Annotated in this window: 25 protein-coding genes; 6 read left to right on the forward strand and 19 right to left on the reverse strand. The window is 53.0% G+C overall.

Annotated features, from left to right (window positions below):
• Positions 1 to 42: 42 nt before the first annotated feature.
• Complete coding sequence (locus F1379_RS05690) at positions 43 to 1,329, reverse strand: bacillibactin exporter BcbE (protein WP_150267282.1); 1,287 nt, start codon at positions 1,327 to 1,329, stop codon at positions 43 to 45.
• Between the two features lie 251 nt (positions 1,330 to 1,580).
• Here F1379_RS05690 and F1379_RS05695 point away from each other — a divergent pair, with 251 nt between their 5' ends.
• A complete protein-coding gene (locus tag F1379_RS05695) occupies positions 1,581 to 2,210 on the forward strand; it encodes a LysE family translocator (protein WP_150267405.1) in 630 nt (209 codons plus the stop codon).
• Here the strand turns inward: F1379_RS05695 and F1379_RS05700 are convergent.
• Positions 2,207 to 3,649: an amino acid permease gene (locus F1379_RS05700; RefSeq protein WP_150267284.1), complete on the reverse strand. Its 1,443-nt coding sequence runs from the start codon at positions 3,647 to 3,649 to the stop codon at positions 2,207 to 2,209. The two genes, F1379_RS05695 and F1379_RS05700, sit on opposite strands and share 4 nt — an antisense overlap.
• A 176-nt stretch (positions 3,650 to 3,825) precedes the next feature.
• On the opposite strand from F1379_RS05700, the gene F1379_RS05705 reads away from it, so the two are divergent.
• Positions 3,826 to 4,347 carry a DUF3231 family protein gene (locus tag F1379_RS05705; protein WP_150267286.1) on the forward strand — a complete coding sequence of 174 codons (522 nt, stop codon included), beginning with the start codon at positions 3,826 to 3,828 and terminating at the stop codon, positions 4,345 to 4,347.
• Positions 4,348 to 4,394: 47 nt separating this feature from the next.
• On the opposite strand, the gene F1379_RS05710 is transcribed toward F1379_RS05705, so the two are convergent.
• The 10 genes from F1379_RS05710 to F1379_RS05755 all read right to left on the reverse strand — a co-directional run bounded on the left by F1379_RS05710 (position 4,395) and on the right by F1379_RS05755 (position 13,754).
• Positions 4,395 to 4,748, reverse strand: coding sequence for a hypothetical protein (locus tag F1379_RS05710; protein WP_150267288.1), 354 nt, complete (start codon positions 4,746 to 4,748; stop codon positions 4,395 to 4,397).
• 173 nt (positions 4,749 to 4,921) lie between these two features.
• A complete protein-coding gene (locus F1379_RS05715) occupies positions 4,922 to 5,491 on the reverse strand; it encodes an AlkZ-related protein (protein ID WP_150267290.1) in 570 nt (189 codons plus the stop codon).
• A gap of 555 nt (positions 5,492 to 6,046) precedes the next feature.
• Positions 6,047 to 6,616 carry a manganese catalase family protein gene (locus tag F1379_RS05720; protein WP_150267292.1) on the reverse strand — a complete coding sequence of 190 codons (570 nt, stop codon included), beginning with the start codon at positions 6,614 to 6,616 and terminating at the stop codon, positions 6,047 to 6,049.
• 26 nt (positions 6,617 to 6,642) lie between these two features.
• Positions 6,643 to 6,912, reverse strand: a complete 270-nt coding sequence (locus tag F1379_RS05725) for a spore coat protein CotJB (protein WP_150267294.1) — start codon at positions 6,910 to 6,912, stop codon at positions 6,643 to 6,645.
• Positions 6,909 to 7,133, reverse strand: coding sequence for a spore coat associated protein CotJA (locus F1379_RS05730; protein ID WP_150267296.1), 225 nt, complete (start codon positions 7,131 to 7,133; stop codon positions 6,909 to 6,911). The genes F1379_RS05725 and F1379_RS05730 overlap by 4 nt, the downstream gene beginning before the upstream one ends.
• 186 nt (positions 7,134 to 7,319) lie before the next feature.
• Positions 7,320 to 8,684 carry a hemolysin family protein gene (locus F1379_RS05735; protein WP_150267298.1) on the reverse strand — a complete coding sequence of 455 codons (1,365 nt, stop codon included), beginning with the start codon at positions 8,682 to 8,684 and terminating at the stop codon, positions 7,320 to 7,322.
• A gap of 18 nt (positions 8,685 to 8,702) precedes the next feature.
• Positions 8,703 to 9,842, reverse strand: coding sequence for a radical SAM/CxCxxxxC motif protein YfkAB (gene yfkAB, locus F1379_RS05740; RefSeq protein ID WP_150267300.1), 1,140 nt, complete (start codon positions 9,840 to 9,842; stop codon positions 8,703 to 8,705).
• A gap of 230 nt (positions 9,843 to 10,072) precedes the next feature.
• On the reverse strand, positions 10,073 to 11,182 hold the full coding sequence (locus tag F1379_RS05745; RefSeq protein WP_150267302.1) for an HD-GYP domain-containing protein: 1,110 nt from the start codon (positions 11,180 to 11,182) through the stop codon (positions 10,073 to 10,075).
• A 145-nt stretch (positions 11,183 to 11,327) separates the two neighbouring features.
• Positions 11,328 to 12,158 (reverse strand): undecaprenyl-diphosphate phosphatase, encoded by an 831-nt coding sequence (locus tag F1379_RS05750; protein ID WP_150267304.1) that lies wholly within the window; start codon positions 12,156 to 12,158, stop codon positions 11,328 to 11,330.
• Positions 12,159 to 12,314: 156 nt separating this feature from the next.
• Positions 12,315 to 13,754: a bifunctional metallophosphatase/5'-nucleotidase gene (locus F1379_RS05755; protein ID WP_150267307.1), complete on the reverse strand. Its 1,440-nt coding sequence runs from the start codon at positions 13,752 to 13,754 to the stop codon at positions 12,315 to 12,317.
• Between the two features lie 134 nt (positions 13,755 to 13,888).
• On the opposite strand from F1379_RS05755, the gene F1379_RS05760 reads away from it, so the two are divergent.
• From F1379_RS05760 to F1379_RS05775, 4 genes are all read left to right on the forward strand, one after another.
• On the forward strand, positions 13,889 to 14,602 hold the full coding sequence (locus F1379_RS05760) for a molybdenum cofactor biosynthesis protein (protein WP_150267309.1): 714 nt from the start codon (positions 13,889 to 13,891) through the stop codon (positions 14,600 to 14,602).
• Positions 14,603 to 14,680: 78 nt separating this feature from the next.
• The gene (locus F1379_RS05765; RefSeq protein WP_150267311.1) at positions 14,681 to 15,721 is read left to right on the forward strand and encodes an HD-GYP domain-containing protein; all 1,041 of its coding nucleotides are present in this window, start codon (positions 14,681 to 14,683) and stop codon (positions 15,719 to 15,721) included.
• A gap of 158 nt (positions 15,722 to 15,879) precedes the next feature.
• Positions 15,880 to 16,128 (forward strand): DUF7667 family protein, encoded by a 249-nt coding sequence (locus F1379_RS05770; RefSeq protein ID WP_150267313.1) that lies wholly within the window; start codon positions 15,880 to 15,882, stop codon positions 16,126 to 16,128.
• A 57-nt stretch (positions 16,129 to 16,185) separates the two neighbouring features.
• Complete coding sequence (locus tag F1379_RS05775) at positions 16,186 to 16,644, forward strand: VOC family protein (RefSeq protein ID WP_150267315.1); 459 nt, start codon at positions 16,186 to 16,188, stop codon at positions 16,642 to 16,644.
• A gap of 136 nt (positions 16,645 to 16,780) precedes the next feature.
• Here F1379_RS05775 and F1379_RS05780 read toward each other — a convergent pair whose 3' ends face one another.
• The 7 genes from F1379_RS05780 to sufD all read right to left on the reverse strand — a co-directional run bounded on the left by F1379_RS05780 (position 16,781) and on the right by sufD (position 26,128).
• Positions 16,781 to 18,637 carry an ABC transporter ATP-binding protein gene (locus F1379_RS05780; RefSeq protein WP_150267317.1) on the reverse strand — a complete coding sequence of 619 codons (1,857 nt, stop codon included), beginning with the start codon at positions 18,635 to 18,637 and terminating at the stop codon, positions 16,781 to 16,783.
• Positions 18,627 to 20,402 carry an ABC transporter ATP-binding protein gene (locus F1379_RS05785; protein ID WP_150267319.1) on the reverse strand — a complete coding sequence of 592 codons (1,776 nt, stop codon included), beginning with the start codon at positions 20,400 to 20,402 and terminating at the stop codon, positions 18,627 to 18,629. Before F1379_RS05785 ends, F1379_RS05780 begins: the two co-directional genes overlap by 11 nt.
• Before the next feature lie 375 nt (positions 20,403 to 20,777).
• The gene (locus F1379_RS05790; RefSeq protein WP_150267321.1) at positions 20,778 to 21,605 is read right to left on the reverse strand and encodes a hypothetical protein; all 828 of its coding nucleotides are present in this window, start codon (positions 21,603 to 21,605) and stop codon (positions 20,778 to 20,780) included.
• 158 nt (positions 21,606 to 21,763) lie between these two features.
• Positions 21,764 to 23,161 carry a Fe-S cluster assembly protein SufB gene (sufB, locus tag F1379_RS05795; protein ID WP_150267322.1) on the reverse strand — a complete coding sequence of 466 codons (1,398 nt, stop codon included), beginning with the start codon at positions 23,159 to 23,161 and terminating at the stop codon, positions 21,764 to 21,766.
• 18 nt (positions 23,162 to 23,179) lie between these two features.
• On the reverse strand, positions 23,180 to 23,617 hold the full coding sequence (gene sufU / locus F1379_RS05800; RefSeq protein ID WP_150267324.1) for a Fe-S cluster assembly sulfur transfer protein SufU: 438 nt from the start codon (positions 23,615 to 23,617) through the stop codon (positions 23,180 to 23,182).
• The gene (locus F1379_RS05805) at positions 23,604 to 24,830 is read right to left on the reverse strand and encodes a cysteine desulfurase (RefSeq protein ID WP_150267326.1); all 1,227 of its coding nucleotides are present in this window, start codon (positions 24,828 to 24,830) and stop codon (positions 23,604 to 23,606) included. The genes sufU and F1379_RS05805 overlap by 14 nt, the downstream gene beginning before the upstream one ends.
• Positions 24,827 to 26,128 (reverse strand): Fe-S cluster assembly protein SufD, encoded by a 1,302-nt coding sequence (gene sufD, locus F1379_RS05810; protein ID WP_150267328.1) that lies wholly within the window; start codon positions 26,126 to 26,128, stop codon positions 24,827 to 24,829. The genes F1379_RS05805 and sufD overlap by 4 nt, the downstream gene beginning before the upstream one ends.
• Positions 26,129 to 26,148: the final 20 nt, after the last annotated feature.

Below are 26,148 nucleotides of genomic sequence, written 5' to 3' on the forward strand. Positions count from 1 at the left end.
AGACGGAAGCAGCCGTTTATTTTTATGGCCATATGTCGCTGACTACCTCGCCCGCTGTCTGGTTCCAGGTTTGATGGATATCAGCTTTTCCCGTTTCTCCGGCTTTGCCCGCTTACCTGATTCTTCACCGCTCTTGCTCGGAGTTACCGCGAACAGAATGAGCAGCGCACCAATGACGCCCAATGCAGCCATGGTGCCGAAGAGCACCCAATGCCCTGTCCGCATAAGCAGCGAGACAGCGGGCGGCCCCAGCGCTACCCCGATAAACCGCATACTGCTGTACAGCGAGGTAATCGTGCCGCGGCTTTCTTTTTCCAGGCTCTCGGTAATCAGGGCATCCATACATGGCAAAGCAAGGCCGATGCCGATTCCTCCCAGGCTTAAGAAGCTGACCATATACACAATTTGCTTGGAGAAGATCGTCAGCACCATCGCTCCTGTAAGCAGCGCCATTCCGGCGAATGCCAGCCATTTCATGCGGTTCTTTTTCTGTCCGATGATCTTGCCGCCGATATAGGAAGCTAGACATAGCATAGCCAGCGGGATCGCCAATACATAGCCCTTGGAAGCCCCGTGCAGCCCGTACTTGGATTCCAGCGTTTCCGATAAATAGAACAACACGCCGAACACCACAAACATACAGATGCCGCCGATGGCAAAAATGGAATAGAGCCAGCGTCCACGCTCATGCAGAATTTCCTTGATCCCCTTTAAGAACTGCTTCAGCTTCTGCGGCTCGCCGCCTTCCTTCTTTTCAGGTTCCTTCACCAGCAGCGCGACGAGCAGAAGCGCCAGCAGGCAAAGCACAGGGATGGCAATGAAGGGAGCATACCAAAGAAGAAGCCCCAGATATGCCCCCAGAATCGGGCTCAGGACCTTTCCGAAGGTATTGCAGGTTTCCACAATTCCCAGCCCTTTGCTGACTTCCTTCTCATCCTTGAATAAATCACCGACAAAGGGGATCACAATGGGAAAAGCTCCGGCAGCCCCGATTCCCTGAAGCAGTCTTCCGCCCAAAATCACTCCGTAGGCAGCGATCCCGTCCATGAACCAGGCTGCCGCTACACAGACCGCACCGCCGACAGCGGCAAGTGCAAGACTCGGAATAATAACCTTTTTACGCCCGAAGCGGTCGGATAAATACCCGGCGATGGGAATCATGACAATAGCGATAAGCCCGTAAACCGTAATAATCATGCTCACCTGAAACGCGCCGATTCCCAGCTCCTTCGATATTTGCGGCAGCACCGGCAGCAGCATGGAATTGCCGAGTGTCATGATCAGCGGAATGGAGGCAAGCGCAAGCAGAGCCCCTTTTTGACTCTTCATGAGTTGACCACCTTTATCATTTTACATGCTGCTTAGTGTGGGTATTTCCGAAATTAATTATGCACCGGGTCACAGCTTGCATTCCGGGAAAAACTTATGCAGGCACCAAATGATGCACTGCTTCTTCCAGAGCAGCAATCTACGCGGTCCGCAACCCTCTTAGTCTATTGAACCCTTTTGCCTTCGAACCTGTCCTAAATCTCCTGCCGGAGGAATAGCTTTAGGTATGAAGACAGGAGGAGGTGATATCTATCAACGCTTTTATCGGATACATATTGCTGGGGCTGTCCTTATCCGCACCGATTGGCCCCATTAACGCCTCGCAGCTCGATAAAGGGATACGCGGCGGCTTTCTGCATGCCTGGCTGGTCGGGCTCGGGGCCATCTGCGCAGATGTCATTTACATGCTGCTGGTTTATTTCGGTGTGGTCCACGTACTGGATGCTCCGTTCATCAAGGCATTCCTGTGGCTGTTCGGGTTCTTTGTGCTGATCTACACAGGTTACGAGAGCATCAGGGATGCAGGCAGCATCTCGGCGGCTGACAGCCGGGGACAGGAGGAGTCCTATGCCAAGTCGTTTGTGTCCGGCTTTCTGATGTCGCTGTTCAACCCGCTGTCTATCCTGTTCTGGCTCGGTATTTATGGCTCGGTATTGGCCAAAGCCTCCTCGGAATATCCGCTGCAGCAGCTGCTGATCTATAGCGGAGGTATTGTACTGGGTATTCTGCTCTGGGATGTGACGATGGCCACCGCCTCCAGCATGTTCCGCCGCTTCCTCACGCTTCGGGTGCTGCGGTCGATATCGGTGATCTCCGGCTTGTCGCTGATCGGATTTGGCTTGTATTTTGGTGTACAGGCCTACCAGCTGTTATTCCCTTAGGTTTTGCTCTTGCGCAGGCGAATCCCCTTTATGCGAAACGTCAGGCCACCGGGCAGCGCCTGCAGCTCCAAGGAGTCCTGCTGTTCCTGTGCTTCGGCAGCATCCGGATTCTGCCGCTTCTTGCGGACTCGCTGCACAATGAAATCACATACGGCAATAAGGGCAACAAGGCCGAGACTGATGAAGAAGCCCGGACGGCTCAGCTTGTGGAACAGCGTTCCCGTTACCGCCGCAGTGATCAGCACAAGGCCGCTCCAGCGCTTGAAGCTGCTCCATCCGGAGGACTCCAGGAGCCTGCCCGACGACAGCAGAATAAAGGCCCAGTTATACAGCAGCATAATCCCCGCAGCCGTAGTGATATACTCGTACACCTTTCCGGGCAGAAGCAGGGCCAGCACAACCGTAGCGATCAGACCGCACAGAATCAGGCTCAAGGCCAGCAGCGGATACTTGTCCTTCCACTTCCGGGAGAACAGCCGCGGCGCGTCCCCTTCCTGGGCCAGTGTAATCATCATGGAGGTCACGGCATACAGGGAAGCGGTCATCGTCGAGAAGCCGGCAATAATCAGCACTCCGTTGAACAGATGCGGTATAAAGGCCAGGCGGTCGCTGCTCAGCGCCAGCACAAAGGGGCTTTTCTCCGGGTTAAAGGCCTTGAGCGGCACCATCGTTACCGCCAGCCCAATCGAGACCACATACAGCGACGCAAGAGTCACCAGCATGACTTTCCCGGCCTTCGGAGCTTCCTCCGGCTTCTTCAGCCGGTACGACATAATGCCGAGCACTTCAATTCCCCCGTAGGCGTAGAAGGCAAACAAAAAAGCCGACCACAAGCCCACCCCACCCGCAGGGAAAATCGCTGCTCCGCTGAGCGGAACCTTGGGGGTATATTTATTTCCCCCGATCCAGCCGGCAAGCAGGGCGACCGCAAGCACCAGGAACATCACCATTGCCGCCAGCTTGATTACGGCCAGTACATTCTCCACCCGGTCAAAGCCTTTGTTGCCAAAAAAAACGATGGCCATGCCGGCAAGTCCGAACCCGGCGGCGAATATCCACATCGGGACTGCCGGGAACCAGAACCGTGCAAAGATCGCCAGCGCCGACAACTGGCTCCCCATTATCAGCAGCTCCGAGAACCAGTATACCCAGCCGCTGCCGAAGCCTGCCCAATTACCGAAGGCTTGCTTCGCGTAGGAGCGGAAGGAGCCCTGCTCCGGCTGCTTGGCCGTCATACGTGCAAGAGCGTCAAATACAATATAAGTGCCGGCAGCGGCCAGCAGATAGGCGATCAGAACCGCCGGACCGCCGATGGAGATGGCCAGGCTGGAGCCCAGGAAGTAGCCCGTTCCAATCGTACCTGCAACGCCCAGCAGGGTAAGCTGCCACCATTTCAGTTGTTGCTGCTTCGCTTGTGCATTCCCGGATGCCTTGCCCATGAGCTCATTCCTCGCTTGTTTATATTTTGATCCGCTTCCCTAGACTTCCCGGCTGGCCTGATTTCAATTTGGCAAATTCGCTCATAATCAAGCAATGTTTGCCGAGGGGCATAGATCGCCGGTCAGACGCAATACTAAGCCGGTACCTTATCCCATCCACAAAGGAGCAATCAATAATGACAGGGATACTTGGAGGTAACCCGAAGGAAGAACCGCTGCACTACGGGGAGATCTATAGCATCTGGCAGACCTCCATGCTGGCCAAAGGCGCGATCTCCGGTTACCGGGCATATCAGTTTCATGCGGGCGATCATGATCTGAAGAAGCTGCTCGGTGAGCTCATTAATCAAGCCGAACTGGAAGTCAGCGAATGCGATGCACTGCTGGCCGACAACGGGCTCGCAGCTGCGCCGGCAATGCCGAACCGGCCGGAAGCCCGGCTGGAGGACATTCCGGTCGGCGCCCGCTTCACTGACCCGGAAATCGCCGCCATGGTGGCCGCAGGAAACGGTGCCGGAATGGTGGCCTGCAGCCAGGTGATGGCCCAATGCATCCGCGAGGATATCGGGACGCTATTTGGCAAGTACCATGCAACAAAGGCTGCGCTGGGCCTGAAAATTCTGCATATGAACAAGAAGAAGGGCTGGCTTATCCCTCCGCCGCTGCTGGCGAAGAAGCCGGAGCCGGTACACGCCTAGACAACAAAGAGGATGCCGCCAGCCGGAAGGCTGGATTGGCATCCTCTTTAGTTGTGCCCGTCTATCCACGGGTCGATGTCAGAATAGCGGATATCAATATTGCTCTCATCCTCCGGATTGACCAGACAAATGCAGAAGGGAGCCTCCTTGGTGCTTGGGCCGTTAATCAGCAGCCGGTAACCGCCCTCCACCTGATACTGGCGCACGTACAGGCCTGAACCGACATCTTCATACGGATAGTCAGTGAAATCCTCCCAGGTCAGCGCTTCGCCTTTCCCGGCCAGATCTCGGAGTCTGTCAAGGGACAGCCCGGTCTCATCCCCGCCTTCGGCCTGGCCGGCACAAGCCGAACAGATGCAGATTAATACAATCGTCATTACAAGCTTCCGAATGGTCTTCATCAAGCAAGCCTCCCGCCGGATGATTGTCACATGCATGTTCCAATCATAACCAATCATCCGGCTTTTGGAAATATTAAAGCCGCTAATTACATTGTTCTGTCAGTTCCCACGAGATCCACGTAGGATATTCAAATAATTCTGCTAAATTGTAGTCCAAAGCATGTCACCTCCAGCTATTTGTACATAAATTGTTTAATTTGTCTTTCTGAAAAATTACCTTTTAACTTTTCATATATAAAACGAGTACTCTCTTCTATTGAATAATCTTTGTTTTCTTCTGTAAGATTTTCCTCCCATCGGTCACTCGTTCCCCAGATTAATGTGCTCCAATGCTGATTAATAGTTCTTCCACGCCGTATTGCGGTAACATTTAAACTTTTAAATAAAGCATCCATCGAATAATTATAAGAATCCTTACTCAGCAAAAGTACAGATTCTATTTCATCTTTTTCAGCCTCTCCTACCTCATTCAAGAAATCATAGATTTTTCTCTCCGACTCTGTGAAAAGTTTTCTTTGGCGAAAAGGTTTAAGATGAAAATACAACTCCCTAGACAGATAAGTCACTTTGTTTTTGTAGATTTTACTATAAAATACAGTACGTGATTCTATTAGACTCATTAAAGAGTTCCAGTCTCCTCCTACTCCAATTACACTCGGTAAAGTAGGATTTTCATTTAATAACAGCAGCCCATACCGTTGAAATTCTAACGTCAATAATTCTGCTCTCCTATTATTTTGCATTTGGTATTCTCCAATTATTTAAATTTAAATTATTGTTATTCCATCAAGCATTACAGATGGTGACATAAATTCACCAGCTACAGTTTCAATTTCATAACTGCAGTAAACAAATCGATCAAACGAATTGTTCAGATTAAATTGAAGTCCATTATGATACGAACGATTCAATAAACTCACTACTTTCTCTAGTTTTCTTCCACCATTCCAGAGTTTCTTTTTTCTATTTAAACAATAGAAAGTAATAACATTTTTTTGAAAATATTTTTTTCCTATAATACTCTTATCGCTATAATGATTCAACAATTAAAATCTTTTCCATCGACAACAATTTCACGCATTTATCTCCTAGTTGCGATGAGTTAAAATACCTATGAATGATTTGTCATTACATTGTTAATCTCCGCCAACTATTTCCAAATGTTCGGTGGTAAAGGAATCGTGTTTATGAAAAAGAGCACCTCAACGACTGAGTGATCTGGTGAAATTTTCTACATTCAAAAAGAGGAGTAAAGCAGCCTTCTGGCAGCTTTACTCCTTGGTCTTAAACCTCATCCGTTAGAACACCCGCTTCTTATCCCGCTCATCAATCAGGATCTGTACCGACTCCTTGAACCGCAGCGAATGTATAATTTCCCGCTCACGCAGGAACTTCAGGCTATCCTGCAAATCAACGTCGTCAGTCATATCAATCAGCCATTGGTATGTAGCCCGGGCCTTCTCTTCGGCGGCAATATCTTCATACAGATCGGCAATCGGATCACCCTTGGCCTGGATGTAGGACGCGGTCCACGGTACCCCTGCGGCGTTCTGGTAGAACAGCGCGTGATCGCGCTGTGCATAGTTGGCCCCCAGCCCGGCTGCCTCCAGCTCATGGACCGAGGCATCCTTCGTCAGCTTATAGATCATGGTGGCGATCATCTCCAGATGCGCGAATTCCTCCGTCCCGATATCATTGAGTACACCGATGACCTTATCCGGAATCGTGTATCTCTGATTCAAATATCTCAGCGCCGCCGAGAGCTCTCCGTCCGCACCGCCGTATTGCTCCAGCAAATATTTGGCCATGCGGACATCGCACTTACTGACGCGTACCGGATATTGCAGCTTTTTCTCATAAACCCACATTGGATAGTCCCCCTCCTTCCCCTAAATTAAACTTGCCATGGCCACGGGGGCTGGTTCCATTCCCATGGACATTTCGAATAGGCACGCCCGAAATTTTGCAGGGGTCCGTAAAGCTCCTGGAAGTGGTTAGCCAGCCGGGTCCGTTCCTGGGTCAGCTGGTTGAACTGCTCAATCGCTTTGAGATCCTCAGGATGCGTATTCAGATAGAGATTCAGCTCAACCAGCGCAAAATCCAGCACCTGCAGCTGCTCCAGCAGCTCGTAGTACCGGGAATCACAAGGATTTGCTTCCGTCATCCTTTACCCCCTCCTTCACAGGCTTTGGACTCATAGGGACTGAACAAGGCCGGCCACAGCGTTCCCGCCTTCAGCGCTTCATTCAGCGGAAATTGCGGAAGACCCGGCGGTTGAAAGGGAATGAACAGATTGGGCGGCACGATATACGTCTTGAACGGGATCGGCGGACAGGGATCGAACGGCCCCCTGTACGGCTTCCATACACGTTCCTGCGATTCCACGGCTATACCCTCCTTTGGTTTACATTCCGGAAAGCTGTTAAGCAGTCCTCTGGCACTGCCTTCGTAACAAATCTATGCCGTCGGCGGACGATTAGAACTGTCAACGAACAACACAAAGCAACCCCGCCTGCACAGATCAGTACTGCATCTGTGCAGGCGGGGTTGTCTATCCTCCGGGTAACCGGATTAATCCCTTTCGTTATCCTCTTCTTCGGCCGGAGCTGTCTCTTCGCTCTCCTCGGGCGTTTCCTTGTGGATGTTGATCCGAGTGATCCGCAGCCTTGTCGCTTCCTCCACCTCAAAGGTCACATTTCCGATGACGACCTTCTTGCCTTTGGTCGGATTACCTTCCAGCTCCTTGAACAGCCAGCCTCCGATGGAGTCCACCTCGTCATCCTCGATAATGACCCCGGTCAGATCGTTGACATCTTCGATCAGCATCCGGCCCTCAACGGAGATATAATCGCCGTTATATTCCACGCTTGGCCGCTCATCCTCGAATTCGTCGTGCAGGTCACCGACGATTTCCTCGAGAATCTCCTCGGCCGTCAAGAGTCCGGCGGTCCCGCCGTATTCGTCGACCACCAGCGTCAATTGCGCCTTGTTCTTCTGCATAATCCGCAGCGCATGGCTGATCTCCATGGACTCCGGTACGTTCAGGATCGGGCGGACCAGTGAAGCCAGATCATTCTGCTGCTCCGGCGGGGCAAACAGCAGATCGGTAATATGGACGAACCCGATGATCCGGTCCTTGTCTTCATTTGCGACAGGGTAACGCGAATGCTTCGTTTCTGTAATGATCCTCATATTTTCTTCCAGGGACAGGTTGCTGTACAGCACATCCATATCTGTACGCGGCAGCATCACTTCACGGGCCAGCAGATCGGAGAATTCAAAGATATTGTCCATCAGCTTCATTTCATCCTGGTCAATGACCCCGCTCTTCGCACTCTGATTCATCAGAATCCGAATTTCCTCTTCGGAGTGCGCCGCCTCTGCTTCACTGGCAGGTTCGACGCCAACCAGGCGCAGCAGGGCGTTAGCCGAGGCATTAAGCACCCAGATGAACGGGAAGAACAGATTATAGAAGAACATCAGCGGTGCGGACAGGAGCAGCGCAGAGCCCTCTGTCTTCTGGATCGCCAGCGATTTCGGCGCCAGTTCGCCCAGTACAATATGTAAGAATGTAATAATGGAGAACCCGATAATTACGGATACGGTGGAAATCAGTGTCTCATCGGTCACACCCAGCTGAAACATCAGCGGCTCAATCAAGAGCTCCGAGACTGCCGGTTCGCCCACCCAGCCGAGGCCGAGCGAGGCGAGCGTAATCCCGAACTGGGTAGCGGACAGATAGGCATCCAGCTTCTTGTTGACCTTCAGGGCATAGCCTGCCATTTTGTTACCCTCACTGACCAGCTGGGTCAGGCGCGATTGCCTGACCTTAACCAGTGAGAACTCCGCGGCAACGAATATACCGTTAAGGAACACAAGCACAATGACTACAGCCAGATTAAACAGCAATTTTCCTATATCAAAATCCGTATGCACAATAATAGCGCCCCATTTCTACAAATTGATCGCTTGTCTGGTCTTGAAGTCCACCTGCGGATAGTACATGTCGGCCACCAGCAGATTCGGTCCGCAGCAGGCAGCGGCATCGCAGTGGCAATTCACCTTCTGGTTAAGCGGATGCTTCTCCTGCCATTCCGTGAAGATATCGTCCAGCTTGCTCGAATGCACATTACCGAAGGCCGAAATATCGGCGAAATCAGTGACAAATACATCCCCTGTAAACAGGTTGACATTCACCCGGTTCCGGCCGTCGGGATCATTGCGGACCGTTACATTCTTCTCACTGCGCAGTCTGCGCAGCAGCTGCTGGTCTTCCTCCAGGAAGCTGCAGGCGAAGAAGGGCAGCGTGCCGAACAGCATCCACAGCTCCGGATCACGGTGGTCCAGCAGATCATTAATGGCCGCATTCATCTCTTTAAGCGATAACACGGGCAGGGAAGAGGCGAAGCTTGAAGCATACATCGGATGCACTTCATGGCGCTCCGCGCCCATTTCACGGATGAGCCGGTGAATCTGCGGCAATTTACGGTGGGTCCGGTAGTTGATCATCGACTCGGCCGAGATCAGCATTCCGTCCTCGCTAAGCCGACGGGAATTCTCCAGCATCGTATCATACAGACGGTAAGCGGCCTCCTTGGCTACCGGATGTCCGCTGTTGGCGAAGCCGACCTCATGGAAATCATCGCCATTCACATAGTTGAAGGAGATATGCATAACATCCAGGTAAGGCAGCAGCTGCTCATACCGGGCATAAGGCATGGTGAGATTGGAATTAATCTGCGAACGGATGCCCCGTTCACGGGCATATTTGAGCAGCGGCACGATAACGTTGTCTACGGTAGAGGCCCGGAACATCGGCTCACCGCCGGTAATGCTGATCGTCTGCAGATGCTCCACTTCCTCCAGCCGGTCCAGCATGGTCTTCAGCGGCAGCATTTCCGCTTCTCTCATCGTCAGACTGTCGCCAACTGCACAGTGCTCACAGCGCATATTGCACAGATTTGTCACCGTCATCTCCACACTGGTCAGCACATGACGCCCATGCTCGCGCAGTGAGGTGATCGGATCCCATGGATCGTAAGCAGGCGACAGCCTCCTGGCCACAGTTGATGATGAAGGATCTAGTATACTCATTATTCAGTGTCTCCTTTGATGCGTATTTCTTATTATTAACCGAAAACTTTACATAAAGCACGATAACCTAACTCTTATCATACCATGCTCGTCAAAAAATCTGCACATTCTCCCGGAACACCCCATCCTGCTGCATTTCCGGCGGGACGGCAAAATGCAAAGGCAGCGGGTACGAATCCCGGGCGCCGCTTGACTTACGCGCCTGCCGGATTCTTCCCGCCGCCTTCACTTCAAATGGATGTGGAATTCACCGCAGGGGAATCCACATCGTCAACTCCCATAATTACGACTGACAGCGCGGTCGAGAGATCCCGTTCGAATGGAGTGACCTTCTCCCCTTCCGGGCCGCTAATAATGCGCACCACCGGCCGGTGCGGGGTACTGGGGTCAATCTTGACCACAACGCCGGTCTCGCCGGTGCTGAGCTTGACCGTCAGCCCCAGCGGATAGATCGCCACACGGTCCCGGAACAGCTCCAGCTGCTTCTGCTCGTAGAGTGTGCCGGAGCCCACATACAGCGCCTCAACCGCCTGATGGGGCAGCATCGCTTTTTTATAAATCCGGTTCGAGGTCATGGCGTCATAAGAGTCGGCAACCCCCAGCCATTTGGCATACTCGTGAATTTGCGGGCCGGTCAGTCCGCGCGGATATCCCGATCCGTTGATCCGTTCATGATGCTGCAGGGCGCAGTGAGCGGCCAGTAGCGGAATATTAGGCTCTTCTTTCAGGATCTTATACCCGATCTCGGTGTGAGCCTGCATATGGCGGAATTCATCATCGGTAAGCATACCCGGCTTCTGGATAATTTTGACCGGAATCTGGGTCTTGCCGATATCATGCAGGAGCGATCCGAGGCCGATGACACGCAGCTCTTCCTTGCTGTAGCCATGGGCAATTCCCAGTACCAGCGTATAGAGGCAGACGTTCAGGGAATGCACGTAGAGATAATTATCCGCAGTGTTCATATCCGCCAGCATAATCATCGGGTCTTCCTGCGAGGACATGTCGTCAAGGATCGAATCCATGATGCTGGAGAATTTCTTATCCAGATGATAGAACCCCTTGGTGATTCCCGACGCATTTGACATTTCCTGAAACTGGTTACGGATAATCTTAAGGGCCTGATGGCGCGTTTCTTCCTGCAGCATGCCTTTAATCTCGATATCATCGGTAACAGCATCCTCAATATAGATATAACCGATATCAATTTTGGCCAGCCGCTTGATCAGGGAATCCGTCAGCTCCATGCCGTCCGCAAGCAAAACCAGTCCTTCATCATTATAAATTTTCTTCCCCAGCTTCATGCCCGCCTGAAGCCGATTCACGGATACTAAACGCACCTTGGCTCACTCCTGCCCTTAACGGTAAATTCTACTCTGCTTCTAAATCTTTGGGTCACACGCTATGCCTGTACCGTTACTCTGAACCGGCAAGTGCATCTGCGATAATCAGACGGGCCCTGCCGGTTTGCCGGGGGGTGAATGCTTAACGCATAATGAACAGCCAGAATACCGCCGCCAATATAAAACGGTAGATCGCAAAATGTGTCGGTCTGATCTTCTGGATCAGCTTCATGAACAGTACCACCACCACATAGGCGACAATGAATGAAATGACAAAGCCGATGGCAAAGTCCCAGATCGTATCACTGGTAAAATACTTGTAGGAGTCCAGCAGCTCGTATCCCGAAGCTGCACACATAATCGGAATGGCGATCAGAAACGAAAAGTCCGCCGAAGCCTTGTAGCTGACGCCACTCAGCATCCCCCCCGAAATGGTGGAGCCGGAGCGGGAGAAGCCGGGCCACAGCACGGAGATAATCTGGTACAGCCCGATGGCCAGTGCCTGCCCGTAAGAGAGGTCGTCGAGCTCATGTGCAGTTACACGCACCTTGCGTCCGTTCACCCATTCGGCTACAATCATCAGAATCCCGCCCGCAACCAGCGCCCACAACACCGTGCTTGCCCCGAACAATCCCTTAATGAAATCGCGGGCAAAGAAGGCCACGGCCAGCGCCGGCGCAATGCCCAGAATGACATGGATCAGGTTCAGCCGGGAGGCTGGCATGAGCCCGCCCCTGCCGCTGCTCCGGCGGCGGCCGAATCCGAGCAGATCAGCGACTCGCTGGCGGTAGACAAGCGCAATCGCCAGAATGGCACCGAGCTGGATGACAATCTCGTATGTCTTCATAATCGGTTCCTGCTCGTCATATCCTAATAGCTTACTCGTTAAAATCATGTGTCCGGTCGATGAAACCGGAATAAATTCGGTAATGCCTTCCACAATGGCAAGTATAATTGCCGTAATCGTATCCATATGCTCCTCCTGTTTACTGCGATAGTATAAATAGTACAACTTTTTGCTGCTGTCAAAAATACAAAAATCCAGTATTACGCAAATCATTCTTATATTTATTGGAGTACCTGTTCCAGCCAATGCGCGGCGCAGTAAATCTATTATGTAAAAGAAGCCTTAATAGGCTTCGGCTTCCCAGCGGGCAACGGCAGCCTCATCGAGGCTTTCCGGACGCTGCAGCTCGATCCGCAGCAAATCCCTTATAAAGTGCGGCACTAAATAAACGGGATCACGGCCGCCCGCAATACTCTCATATCCAACACGGAAGGTGAACATATCCAGGGTCCCTACCGTGTATTCCTTGTTGTCTGCCAGCGGCTCCCCGCCGACTGAAACGGCAATACCGTTATCATAAGGCATGGCCCGGGGATCGTACAAGATTTTTAATCCGTCCACGGCCAGACTTCCCAGAACTTCTCCGCGGAAGCCATATCCGTAGATGGCTTTGCCCCGGAACTCCTCCGTCAGACTCTGTTCAAGCGCTGTGCGGATATCCCTGCCCATCAGCTTCAGGATACAGGCATTGATCGGCGAAGGACACAGACCGTGCAGCATTCCCGCCGTAATCTCACCCTTCGGCAGCGGCCCCAGCAGCTGTCCGGTATTGACCAAAGCGAGTTCGCAGCCGGTAAAATGGCGTACAGCCTGGGCCAGCAGATTACCCAGCGGCGACTCTCCGTATACATCAAGCGGAAGCTCGCGGTCGATAATCGCTACCGTCTCCGCCAGCTTCTCCTGCGCATGCTGCACATGGATAACGCGGGCTTGACGGACGGCCTCATCCGATCTAGCGGGATCGGCAGCCCTGCATTCCCCTTCACGCAAGGTAAAAGGCTCACCCGGCGCCGGTCTTTCAAACACCAGCCGCCCCAGGTAACGCCCGAACTTGCCTGCACCGCAAACCGCCGTGCCGCTGATGATCTGCGGCTTCTCCAGCATATGGTGGGTATGTCCGCCAAGAATGGCATGCACCCCTTCCAGCTTCTCCGCCAGCCGCTGATCGGCAGGCAATCCCAGATGCGACAGCACAATCACAATATCCGTCTCCGCAGCAAGCTCCCGGCACTGTTCTTCCAGTGAAATCTCAGGATCCCCCACTTCCCAGCCCAGCAGTGAATAGAAGGAGGTAAAGGCAACGGTCGCCCCGGTGATCCCGATCCTGATTCCGTCCTTCTCTACAATAACTCTGCGCTCCATCCATTCCGGCGGCCTGCCGGTTGCCGACTCCAGCACATTGCAGCAGACTACCGGGCACTGAATGCCGGCATAGATGGCAGACAGCGTCTCTCTGGAAAAGGTCAATCCTTCGTTGTTGCCGATCGTGACCGCATCGTAGCCGGTTAAATTGATCATGTCGATATTGGCCTGGCCCAGCGTTCCTTCCGTTTCAACGGCGGAGCGGTCCATATGATCGCCGATGTCCACAAGCAGCACCGGATCTTCCCCGGCAGCGGCTTTGATGTCTGTAATCTCGGCGGCTAGCGGGCCCATCATCTCGAAATGGCTGTGAATATCATTGGTATGAAGTATAGTCAAACGTTGCGGAAGCAGGTCCATGCGTCTTCTGTCCTTCCTATCCCTTATGCCGTTCTTAAACGAAGCGGCAAGCTGTGATCTACAAAGCCTAGCATAACATTTTCATGCCCATTATGGTATATTGGAATCATTATAAACCTTGAGGTGAATGAAGCATGCATATCAACATCCGGTTATTTGCCGGTCTGGCCGAAGTCATCGGCACATCCTCCCTCAGTTTCCACATGCATAACGAGGAAGCAACCGCCGATCAATTGAAGGAGCAGCTGTCCGCCGCTTATCCCGACGCCGCCGCACAGATTCAGGTGTCCATGGTCGCCATTAACCGTGAATACGCCCCGGGTGATACCAGAATTACCGGCGATGCCGAGGTTGCGCTGATCCCCCCTGTTTCCGGCGGTGAATCCGTACCGGATTGCGGTGAAACACCTGATGGATTGTTCAGTGTAAACGATCAGCCGCTGGACGCCGAGGCGCTGCTTGACAAGGTGCTTGACCAGAATCACGGCGCTTCGCTGGTATTCGTCGGCACTACACGGGAAATGACCGGTGAGCAGCGGACAACCGCACTCTATTATGAAGCATACCTGCCAATGGCTCTCGGCAAAATGCAGCAAATCGGGCACGAAGTCCGTGAACGCTGGAATGCGCACTGCGCCATTGCCCATCGTATCGGCCTCGTCGGCCTCAAGGAAGCCAGCGTGATTATCGCAGTCTCCGCTGCGCACCGAGACGTCTGCTATGAAGCCAGCCGCTACGCCATTGAGCAGCTCAAAGCCACTGTTCCTGTATGGAAGAAGGATCTGGGCGAATCCGGGGAACAGTGGGTCGGAGCCGATCCTGCGGCCGCGAAGTTTCATAACACCTAAACCGTTAATTGAATCATTGAATAATACGAAGTTTGTTGCTATGCTGGAAAAAAACGCTAATGTAAGGTGGCCTTGTCATTGAGAGTACATGTCATGGACCTAAAACCTGGCGATTTCCTGCAAGCGGATACGTTCAGCGCCCGCGGACTGCATGTATTGCCGAGAGGATCGCGTCTGCAGCTGGAGGAGATTGCCAGGCTGATACAGCATGGCGTCGACTATGTGGATATCGAGGAACTGCAGGAGCCGCCCGCGCCGAACATCAGAACCTCGATGATTCAGGCGGTAGCCCGCGGCTTCGATACCGCCATTGAAGGCTTCGAATCGGTTTATATGGAAGCCTTGACCAAAGGGAGCTTCAACCAGTCGGTAGTCGACGATATTCTGCGTCCCTCCCTTGAATCCTTCGACAAGCAGAAGGATGTAGTGACGCTGCTGCTGCTGCTTGAGCGCAGCGACAATTATACATATACCCATTCTTTGCAGGTAGGGATGCTTTCTTATTATATAGCATCCTGGCTGGGATATTCCAAGCAGGAATGCTACGTAATTGCCCGTGCCGGGTATCTGATCGACATCGGTAAATGCCGCATTTCCCCGGCTATCCTGAACAAGCCGGGAAAGCTGACTCCAGCGGAATATGAGGAAGTCAAGCTGCATACCATCTACGGCCATGACATCATCAGGAACTCCATGAACGATTCCTATACCGCGCTTGCCGCCCTACAGCACCATGAGCGGGAAGACGGCTCGGGATATCCGCACCGCCTCACCAAGACAGACATCCATCCGTATGCCCAGATCGCTGCCGTTGCCGACATCTACAGCGCCATGACCTCCCACCGTGTCTATCAATCCAAGCAAGAGCTCATCTCCGTGCTGCGCGAGATTCACTCGCTCAGCTTCGGCAAGCTCAGCGCCGTACCGGTTCAGGCCTTCATCCAGCACCTGATGCCGGGCTTCATCGGCAAGCGTGTGCTGCTCAGCACCGGCGACCTGGGCGTCATTATAATGAACAATCCCGTAGATGTATTCCGGCCGCTTGTGCAGTGTGACGGCCAATTTCTTGACCTCTCCCGCGAACGCAATGTATCGGTCATTGAGATCTATATGGAATAGCCCTGCTGCATGTCAAGAAGAGGTTCCCCGGACTCTGCTGAGCCCGGGGAACCTCCTTTTTTGTTGCTGCAGTGCTGTGTCAGCAATCAATATTCGGGTTTGAAAATCCGCATTGCTGTCGAGGCTATTCTTAGGATGAATCACAAGGGGGAGTCTTTATGCTGGCGGTACATCAGCGTCTGGCGGAGCTGTACATGCTCAGTATGGCCCGTCCGCTGACCAAAGATGAGAAGACCGAACAGAAGCACTGCCTGCAGGCCAATGCCCTATACTGCTGGGAAATGGCCCGGCTGAACAACGAATCCCTGCTGGCAGCAGATACACAGGATTTAGCCTGGCAGCAGGAGATCGTCGCCCAAATGGCGGAGCTGCGCACCAAGGGGAAGGTAGGCAAAAGGCGGAAATAGATGTTACAGTACAGTGAGGTATTTTATCACATTCACCTTCAGGAGGAGTTGACATCTATGATTCGCGGCCTTTTTGAAACTCATATCAATGTAAGCAATGTCCAGAGATCGGCTGCTTTCTATGAGCAGCTTCCCGGCGTCCTACCGCTGTATAATGATCCAGTGCGCAAGTCCAGGTTTTACTGGATCGGACAGCCGGGAGAAGCGATGCTGGGATTGCGCGAGAATTATCCTTCACCGCTGGTCCAGCGCCAGCATTTTGCCTTCCGGATTGCGCTTGCCGACATGCCGGAAGCCAGGAACCGGCTTCTTGGGCTGGGACTGCAGCCTGAGAACTTCAAGGGGGAAAGCGCGGAGAAGCTTATTGTCTTTCCGTTCATGCCGGCAGTCTCCATCTACTTCGATGATCCCGACGGACATTCTTTAGAGCTGATTGCCATGCTGCCCGATGATCCCCGGCCGGAACTCGGGATGATGTACTGGGAGGAATGGGAGCAGCTGCACGGCCGGAAGTGACCCTTCAGGAGCCCTCTTGCCTCAAGTAAATATAACGATAAAGAAGCACCTGCCCGCAAGTGCAAGTACTTATTAGCACTTGCGCGGACAGAGGCTTTCTTTGTTACGCTTACTGTCTTTGCCTGCCGTATTCAGTCTACAGGAACCTGAATTGCGCTTCGATCAGTCCGTTGTAGATGCCATCCCGCGCGGTCAGCTCGGCATGGTTGCCCACTTCCTTGATTTCGCCGTGGTCAAGCACGACAATTTTGTCCGCGTGACGGATGGTCGACAGCCGGTGGGCGACAATAAAGGAGGTCCGGCCCTTAAGCAGAATCTTCAGCGCCTCCTGGATCTTAATCTCCGTCTCCGTATCAATGCTGGCCGTCGCTTCATCCAGGATCAGAATGCGCGGATCGGCAAGCAAGGCCCGCGCGAAGGACAGCAGCTGCCGCTGGCCCATGGACAAGGCGCTGCCCCGTTCCTCAACCTCCGTGTCATAGCCCCGCGGCAGCTTCATTATGAACTCGTGGGCATCTACCGCCTTGGCCACCTCTTCGATCTCCGCATCGGTGGCATCCAGCCGTCCGAAGCGGATGTTGTCGCGGATCGTTCCCGAGAAGATGAACGTATCCTGCAGCACGATGCCAATCTGCTCACGCAGGCTCTGCAGGGTCACTCCGCGGATGTCCTTGCCGTCAATCGTCAGCGTACCGCTCTTAATGTCATAGAAGCGCCCGATCAGGTTGATAATGGTGCTCTTCCCTGATCCGGTGTGGCCGACCAGTGCGATCGACTGTCCCGCCTTTACCTCCAGATCGATACCCTTCAGCGCTGCCCTGCCGGGCTCATATTCAAAGATAACCTTCTCAAACCGGATGTCTCCGGCGATCTTCGGCAGTGGCAGCGCTCCCTCGCGGTCCTGTACGGCCGGTTCTTCATCCAGATATTCGAAGATCCGCTCCGAAGAAGCCATTGCCACCAGCAGCTGGTTGTACATTTGCCCCAGCCGGTTGATCGGGTCCCAGAAGTTGCTCACATAGGTACTGAAGGCGACGAGATAGCCGACGGTCAGCTCCCCGGATTGAATCAGATAAGCCCCGAGCCAGAACAGGATCATTGTTCCGAAGCCGCCGGTAATTTCGATAATCGGACCGAACGCCTGATTCATCGCCGAAGCCTTGTTCCAGGATTTGCGGCTGTCCATGTTCATCGCATCGAAATACTGCATATTCTCTTCTTCCTGCGTGTACGCCTGGGTTACCCGGATTCCTTGAATGGATTCGTTCAAATGGGAGTTGATCCGCGAATTCTTCATCCGCACATCCTGCCAGGCAATCCGGATCTTCTGCCGCAGCTTCGTGGAGATCAGGAACATGATCGGCACGGTAACCATAACGGCGAGGCCCAGCTTCCAATTGATCAGCAGCAGAATGACCGTGATCCCGAGCAGCTGTACGCAGTCAATCATCAGATTGACCACCCCGTTCGTGAACAGGTCCTGCAGGGAGTTAATGTCATTGGTCACCCGTACCAGCACCGATCCGGCCGGCCGCTTGTCGAAGAAGTTAAACGACAGCTTCTGAATATGCCGGAACAAATCGGAGCGCAGATCATAAATGACCCGTTGCCCGATAATATTGGTGTACTTGATCCGGTAAATCCCGGCAATCCACTGGACCAAATACAGCACGATGACGATGGCAGTCAGCGAATAGAGCAGCCTGAGACTTGGATTGACCGGGCTCAGGGCATTGTCGATCGCCATACTCGTCAGGTAAGGAACCGTCAGCTTGGTGATTGTACCCAGTATCATCAGCGCCGCTACCAGCGGCAGCATCTGCTTGGCATAGGGCTTCATGTAGCCGAACAGCCGGGTGAACTGCTTCCAGTCGAACGCCTTGTCAATCTGGTCGTCGTCCTTATAAACGAAGCGCTCCTCAATGGCGTGATCCTGCTCCGTCTCTATTTTGGCATCCGCAGCTGCGGTCTGCTTCGAGGTCTCAAGCTTCATGTGTAGGTCCCTCCCCTCTTCCGCCCGCTCTGGCCAGGTAGTCTGCATATTGAATCCGGTATACATCCTGATAAGGACCGGGAACCTCAATCAGCTCAGCATGGGTGCCGGACTGCACCATCCGCCCTTCATCCATGACGATAATCTGGTCGGCATGGCGCAGCGAGGAAATACGGTGGGCGATAATCAGCGTCGTCCGGCCGCGCATAACCTCCTGGAAGCCGGACTGGATCTCATGCTCCGTCTCCATATCTACCGCACTTGTGGCATCGTCAAGAATGAGAATCCGCGGATTCTTCAACAGCGCTCTGGCGATGGCGATCCGCTGCTTTTGCCCGCCGGAGAGGCCCATTCCCCGCTCACCGACGACCGTATCATAGCCTTCCGGCATTTCCATAATAAAGTCATGGGCTTTGGCCAGCTTGGCGGCACGGATAATATCATCCATATCTACCTGCTTCATACCGTAAGCAATATTATTGCGGATGGTGGACGAGAACAGGAACGTCTCCTGGAACACCGTCGCAATCTGGGCGCGCAGGCTGCGCACCTTGAATTCACGGATGTCGACACCGTCTAGCCGGATGCTGCCCTGATTCACGTCGTAGGCGCGCATCATCAGTTGAATGATCGTCGATTTGCCGGAACCTGTGCCGCCGAGGAAGCCGATCACTGCGCCCGGCTTGGCGGTGAAATGGATATCCTTAACCGCAGGCATTTTGTTGCCGTAAGCAAAGGTAACATGGTCGAACACCACTTCGCCTTTTACACGTGAGGCATCCAGGTCAAGTGCATGCTCTTTGTCGCGTACATCAATCGGCTGATTCAGCACCTCCAGCACGCGTTCTCCCGAAGCCTTGGACTGCGTATAGTTGTTGATATGGAAGCCGAGGCCCCAGACCGGACCGATAATGTACCAGATCAGGCTGAAGAATGCGACCAGCTCGCCAAGCGACATCTGCTCTTTGATAACCAGAGTCCCCCCGACTCCGAGCAGGATGGCGACGCTCACCGAAGCCAGCAATTCCATCATCGGAAAAAACCGGCTCCACAGCTCGGCGGCAAAAATCTGGTTATCCTTGTAACGCTCATTGCGGTGCGAAAATTTCTCCACCTCATAAGCCTCTCTGGCAAACGACTTGACCGTCCGTACACCGGTCACATTCTCCTGGACCGCTGTGGTCAGCGAACTGAGCGCCAGGCGCATCTCCTGAAAGGCCGGATGGATTTTCGACTCAAACCGGAGTGCGACCACCGCCAGAAACGGCATCGTAATCAGCGTTACCAGTGTCAGCTGCCAGTTGATCGAGAACATCATCACCGAACCGAAAATCACCATAAAAAACACATTCAACAATTGGGCGAAGCCAAAACCGATAAAGTTACGGATCGCTTCCAAATCCCCGGTCAAACGGGACATCAGGTCGCCTGTCCTCGCCGTGTCGTAATAACGGAAGGAAAGAAATTGCAGCTTCTCGTAGCAGGCATTGCGCAGCCGGTAGGCCAGATAATTGCCCAGCCTTCCTCCAAAGAAGCCGTGCGCAAACTGCAGGCAGGCTTTTACAATGACTACAGCCAGAACGGACAGGGCCAGCATCGGCACCTCGTCAAATTTCAGGGGCACGATTACTTCGTCAATCAGCTTTCTTAACAGGTTGGGGGTAATCAGCCCCACTGCAGTGGCGGCGGCTAAAGCTAGAATCGACAGAAGCAAATAATGACGCTTCTCCCGGTAAAAGCCTCGCAGTTGCCTGAGAACATCCATGTCTCTCCTCCTCATAGTCCGCATAGGACACATTTGGCTTGCCATGCCGGATTTCTCCAGCACCGCAAGCCATCAATTGAACGCTTCCATTTTGAGCGACTTTAAGCAGTTTACCATCCATGTTTTGCTGCGGCAAAGCGGAGAATGGGTCATATTCCGGTTTATTCGCGAGAAAAGCGGGGTCATCCCGGTGGAAAAACAACCCTCAGGCTTAAATTGCTTCCATTTCCTCGTTAATTCTGTTCAATTAACAAAATACAGAATCCTGGATAATTTATTAAGAGTTTTATGACTATCGTCAAAGTCAAACACGGCCGAGAAGATGAACCTTCGTGGCCGTGCCAAAAATTTTTAATATAATTAACATGTATATATTTAGTTTGCATTAAGAAACCCCGGAGTCATTACTATTTGATTGCCCGGACGGTCCGCCCAGTAAACAGTGTTGTCAAAGAATTCAATTCCCTGACCAGAGCCATAGGTAGGCGGCTTTATTCTTTCTATAAATTCAAACGTATGCCCGTCAAAATGATAGCGGTCAAGCCCTTGTGCGTATTCCTGATTGAACTTATTGGAGCCGTGAAGATTCGCATACATATCATCACCCTTAAAAAAAACCCCCTGATATCCTCCTTCTGTCCCAAACTCAGACTCCAGAAAGTAAGACCGGAGAAAGTGGAATCTCGTATCAAATTGTTTAACTTCATTGCGATCATGATAGACAACCCAAAAGGAATTCTTGTAGTATGCGATGGACTCCGCGACGCCATCCCCGATCTGATACTCATTTATCTTGTGTAAATCTGTTAAACGAAACTGAATAACTCTACTCTCACGTTGATCTTTAGGTGGCGCTACATTAAAGTTATAAGCTGTTATATATAGATTATTATTGTAAGCAAAACAATCGCCAAATGACATAAAGCGTCCTTTTGCATCTGTTCCTGTATATGCGTTAAGTGCTATTTTCAGGAAGCGCCCTTTCCTGTCGTACACGGAGATTGAATTGGCTAAATGAAACTGAGCATCCCTGTCGGAAGTAACATACATTCTCTCACGGTCAACGCCAACCCCTTGCCACGCTCGAAAATAATCGTTCATTTTATAAATCTTCATGCTTGTCTCTCGCCAAGCAGATACTTGTCCCATGTTCAAAACACCAAAAATACATAGCATCATTATTGTTTTGTTCTTCAATGACATTTTTATCCTCCTTTCTAGTTATGTTATACCTTAGAAGGGATAGGTTTGTAAATTAATGGATCACAGTTTAAATAGTTCCTAATAAAAAAGCCGCCGTACACATACACGGCCTTTTAGGGCTCTGTATGTGTACGACGGCTATACATTAAAGCAATTGGTTAACCTATACTTCCTTCCATCTCGAACTTGATCAGACGGTTCATCTCAACGGCATATTCCATCGGCAGCTCCTTGGTGAACGGCTCGATGAAGCCCATGACGATCATCTGGGTGGCTTCGGCCTCGGTCAGGCCGCGGCTCATCAGGTAGAAGAGCTGCTCTTCCGAGACCTTAGAGACGGTCGCTTCGTGCTCCAGCACGATGTTGTCGTTCATGATCTCATTGTATGGAATCGTATCCGAAGTGGATTCATTGTCCAGAATGAGCGTATCGCATTTGATATTGGCCTTGGCGCCTTCCGCCTGACGGCCGAAGGAAGCCAGACCGCGGTAAGTCACCTTGCCGCCGTGCTTGCTGATCGACTTGGAGACGATGGTCGAAGTCGTGTCCGGTGCCAGGTGAATCATCTTGGCGCCGGCATCCTGATGCTGGCCTTTGCCGGCAACGGCAATGGAGAGCACGGAGCCCTTGGCGCCGCGTCCCTTCAGGACAACAGCCGGATATTTCATCGTCAGCTTGGAGCCGATGTTGCCGTCTACCCATTCCATATTGGCGCCTTCTTCAGCAACCGCGCGTTTGGTTACGAGGTTGTAGATGTTCGGTGCCCAGTTCTGGATGGTGGTGTAGCGGACGCGGGCGTTCTTCATGCACAGAATTTCAACCACGGCGCTGTGCAGGGAGTTCGTGCTGTAGATCGGAGCCGTACAGCCTTCAACATAATGCACGAAGCTGTCTTCGTCGGCAAGAATCAGTGTGCGCTCAAATTGTCCCATGTTCTCCGAGTTGATGCGGAAGTAGGCCTGCAGCGGCACTTCACATTTGACGCCCTTCGGCACATAGATGAAGCTGCCGCCGGACCAGACAGCGCTGTTCAGCGCGGCGAACTTGTTGTCCGTAGGCGGGATGATCGTGCCGAAGAACTTCTTGAAGAGCTCCGGATGCTCGCGCAGCGCGGTATCGGTATCGGTGAAGATGACGCCTTGATCTTCCAGCTGCTTCTGCATGCTGTGATAGACGACTTCGGATTCATACTGCGCCGAGACGCCGGCAAGGAATTTCTGCTCAGCTTCCGGAATCCCCAGCTTGTCGAAGGTCTCCTTGATTTCGGCAGGAACCTCTTCCCAAGTCTTGCCCTGCTTCTCGGAAGGTCTTACATAATATTGAATGTCATCGAAATCCAGCTCGTCGAGATTGCCGCCCCACTTGGGCATCGGCATTTTGCGGAATTGCTCCAGAGATTTCAGGCGGAATTCCAGCATCCAATCGGGCTCATTCTTGATCTTGGAGATTTCTCTAACGATCTCTTCGGTGAGACCTTTGCCAGACTGAAAGATCGACTTGTGCTCATCACGGAAACCGTACTGGTACTCTTCCATTTCAGGCGCTTTTTTAGCCATGGTGTCAGCCTCCTTGTTCTAATGTTGTTGCTGCTCTCTATCAGGGTCGATCCCTTTGCGCAGCGCGTTCCAGGCCAGAGTGGCACATTTGATCCGCGCCGGAAATTTATTAACACCGGAAAGTGCTTCGATATCTTCATATTCTTCGAATTCTGCGGGTTCACCCTTCATGAGTGCGGAGAAGCGTTCGGCCAGCTCCAGCGCATGCTGTACAGTTTGGCCTTTGACCGCCTCCGTCATCATGGAAGCCGAGGACATGCTGATGGAACAGCCTTCGCCCGTATAGCGGGCATCCTGTACGATGCCGTCCTCCACCTTCAGCTGCAGCGTAATGCGGTCGCCGCAGGTCGGGTTGTTCAGTTCGATGTTCAGTGCGTCATCTGCGAACAAGCCGCGATTCCGGGGATTTTTATAATGATCCATAATTACGCGACGGTATAAATCATCCAAGTTCATAGGCGAAATACTCCTTTGCCTTGATTAACGCATTCACCAGTGCGTCAACATCCTGCTCCGTGTTGTACAGGTAGAAGCTGGCCCGCGCCGTTGAGCTGACCTGCAGCCAGCGCATCAGCGGCTGGCAGCAATGATGCCCGGCACGGATGGCAATGCCCTCCGCGTCCAGTACAGTCGCTACATCATGCGGATGCACATCGCCCAGATTGAAGGTAACAACGCCAACCTGCCGGCCCTTGGGACCGTAGACTGACAGCCCTTCAATCTCGGCCAGCCGTGCTTCGGCATAAGCGGCCAGCTTCATCTCATGCTGATGAATGTTGTCGAGGCCAACCTCCTGGAGGAAGTCGACCGCCGCGCCAAGGCCGACAGCCCCGGCGATAATCGGCGTTCCGCCTTCGAACCTCCAGGGAAGCTCTTTCCAGGTAGAGTCATACAGGCCGACATCGTCAATCATTTCACCGCCGAATTCCACGGGTTCCATGGCTTCCAGCAGCGCTTTCTTGCCATACAGCGCGCCGATCCCGGTTGGAGCAAGCATCTTGTGCCCGGAGAGGGCATAGAAATCGCAGTCCAGATCCTGGACATCCACCTTGATATGCGGCGTGCTCTGGGCACCGTCGACCACGATCACCGCTCCGTTGCGGTGGGCAATGGCCGCCAGCTCCTTGACCGGATGAGTTACGCCCATAACGTTGGAGACATAGGCGATAGCGACAATCTTCGTCTTCGGCGTAATCGTCTTCTCGGCATCCTCCAGCGTAACTGTTCCATCCTGCTGCAGCGGAAGGAATTTCAGAGTCGCCCCTGTCTTCTTCGCCAGCTGCTGCCAGGGAATAAAGTTACTGTGATGCTCCATCTGGGTGATGACGATCTCGTCGCCTTCGCCCACATTGGCCGCACCGTAAGAGGAGGCTACCAGATTGAGCGCCGTAGTGGTGCCGCGTGTGAAGATAATCTCCTTCGTGCTGCGCGCATTCAGGAACTTCGCCAGCTTCTCTCTGGCTCCTTCATAGGCGTCGGTTGCCCGGCTGCCGAGCGTATGCACGCCGCGGTGAACGTTGGCGTTGTCCAGCTCATAATAGGCTTTGACCGCTTCAATGACCCGGAGCGGCTTCTGTGAAGTTGCCGCACTGTCCAGGTAGACGAGCGGGTGCCCGTTAATATTCTGGTTCAGGATGGGAAATTGCTCCCGGATGGCGCTGTTAATCATTGTCCCAACTTCCTTTCCACAAGAGTTTGCAGCTGATTGCGCAGTCCCTCCAGTGGAATTTGCGACACTACAGGCGCAAGGAAGCCGTATATAATCAGTTTTTCTGCGTCATGCCGTGAAATTCCCCGGGACATCAGGTAATAGATCTGTTCCGGATTGACCTGTCCTACGGAAGCGGCATGGCCTGCGGTAACATCGTCTTCATCGATAAGCAGAATCGGGTTGGCGTCGCCGCGCGCCTTCGGACTCAGCATCAGGACCTTCTCCGTCTGCTGGCCGTCGGCCCGGGTAGCACCCTTTTCGATCTTGGTGACGCCGTTGATGATCGAGGTGGCGGATTCCCGCATAACGGCGCGGGTAATCATATCGCTCGGCGTGTTCTTGCCGAAATGCTGCGCCTGTGTCGTATAGTTCAGCTTCTGCGAGCCGGAGCCGACGGCAATTACCTTCGCATCCGAGCTGGCGCCGTTGCCTTTGAGCACTGACTTCGTATCGCTCGCAGTGTCGCCGTAGTTCATTTCGCCCACAATCCATTCGATTGTGCCGTCATTCTCCACGACCGCACGGCGGTAAGTGATGTCCGTGGTATCAGTGCCGAACTGGTGCACTGATGCGTACTGCACTTTCGCACCTGCCCCGACGAATACTTCCACCGCACCGTTATGAAGACCGGATTCTGTCTTGTCGGACACGTAGTTATCGACATAGGTTACAGAGCTGTTCGTATCGGCAACGATCAGAATATGCGGTACAAACGTCGCTTCGGCATCGTCTGTAAGCAGAATCGCCTGCAGCGGAGTGTCAATGACCACATTCTTCGGAACGTACAGGAATACTCCGCCGTTCCAAAGCGCCGCATGCAGCGCAGCGATGGCATGCTCATCCGGCAATACGGCCTTATGCAGATGCTTCTGCACGAGGTCGCCGTGTTCCTTCGCCGCTGTCGCCAGATCGGTAAAGATTACGCCTTGAGCTGCAAGCTCAGGGGACAGGTGTGTGTATACTGCGCCAGAATTGCGCTGAATAACCAGACTGCCTTCCTCTTGTCCGGCGATCAAAGCGGCGACGGATGATGGTGCTTCGGCCAGCGAAGCGAGACTTGCACCGGCCTTGTGGCTTCCGTAATTATTAATGTTCCAGCGGTCAAGCCGCGTCTTCTCCAGCTTCGGCAGCTCCAGAGCTGCTGCCAGTTCCAGCGCCTTGAGCCGGCTGTCCTTCAGCCAGACCGGCTCGCCGCCAGCCTGGGAGAGCTCCGAAATCCGGGCAGCGTCCACCGGAAGAATGGTTTGCGTCGTCATAAGTGATTTCCTCCTTCCTG

Source organism: Paenibacillus tepidiphilus, from assembly GCF_008635795.1.
GTDB classification, from domain to species: Bacteria; Bacillota; Bacilli; order Paenibacillales; family Paenibacillaceae; genus Paenibacillus_AQ; species Paenibacillus_AQ tepidiphilus.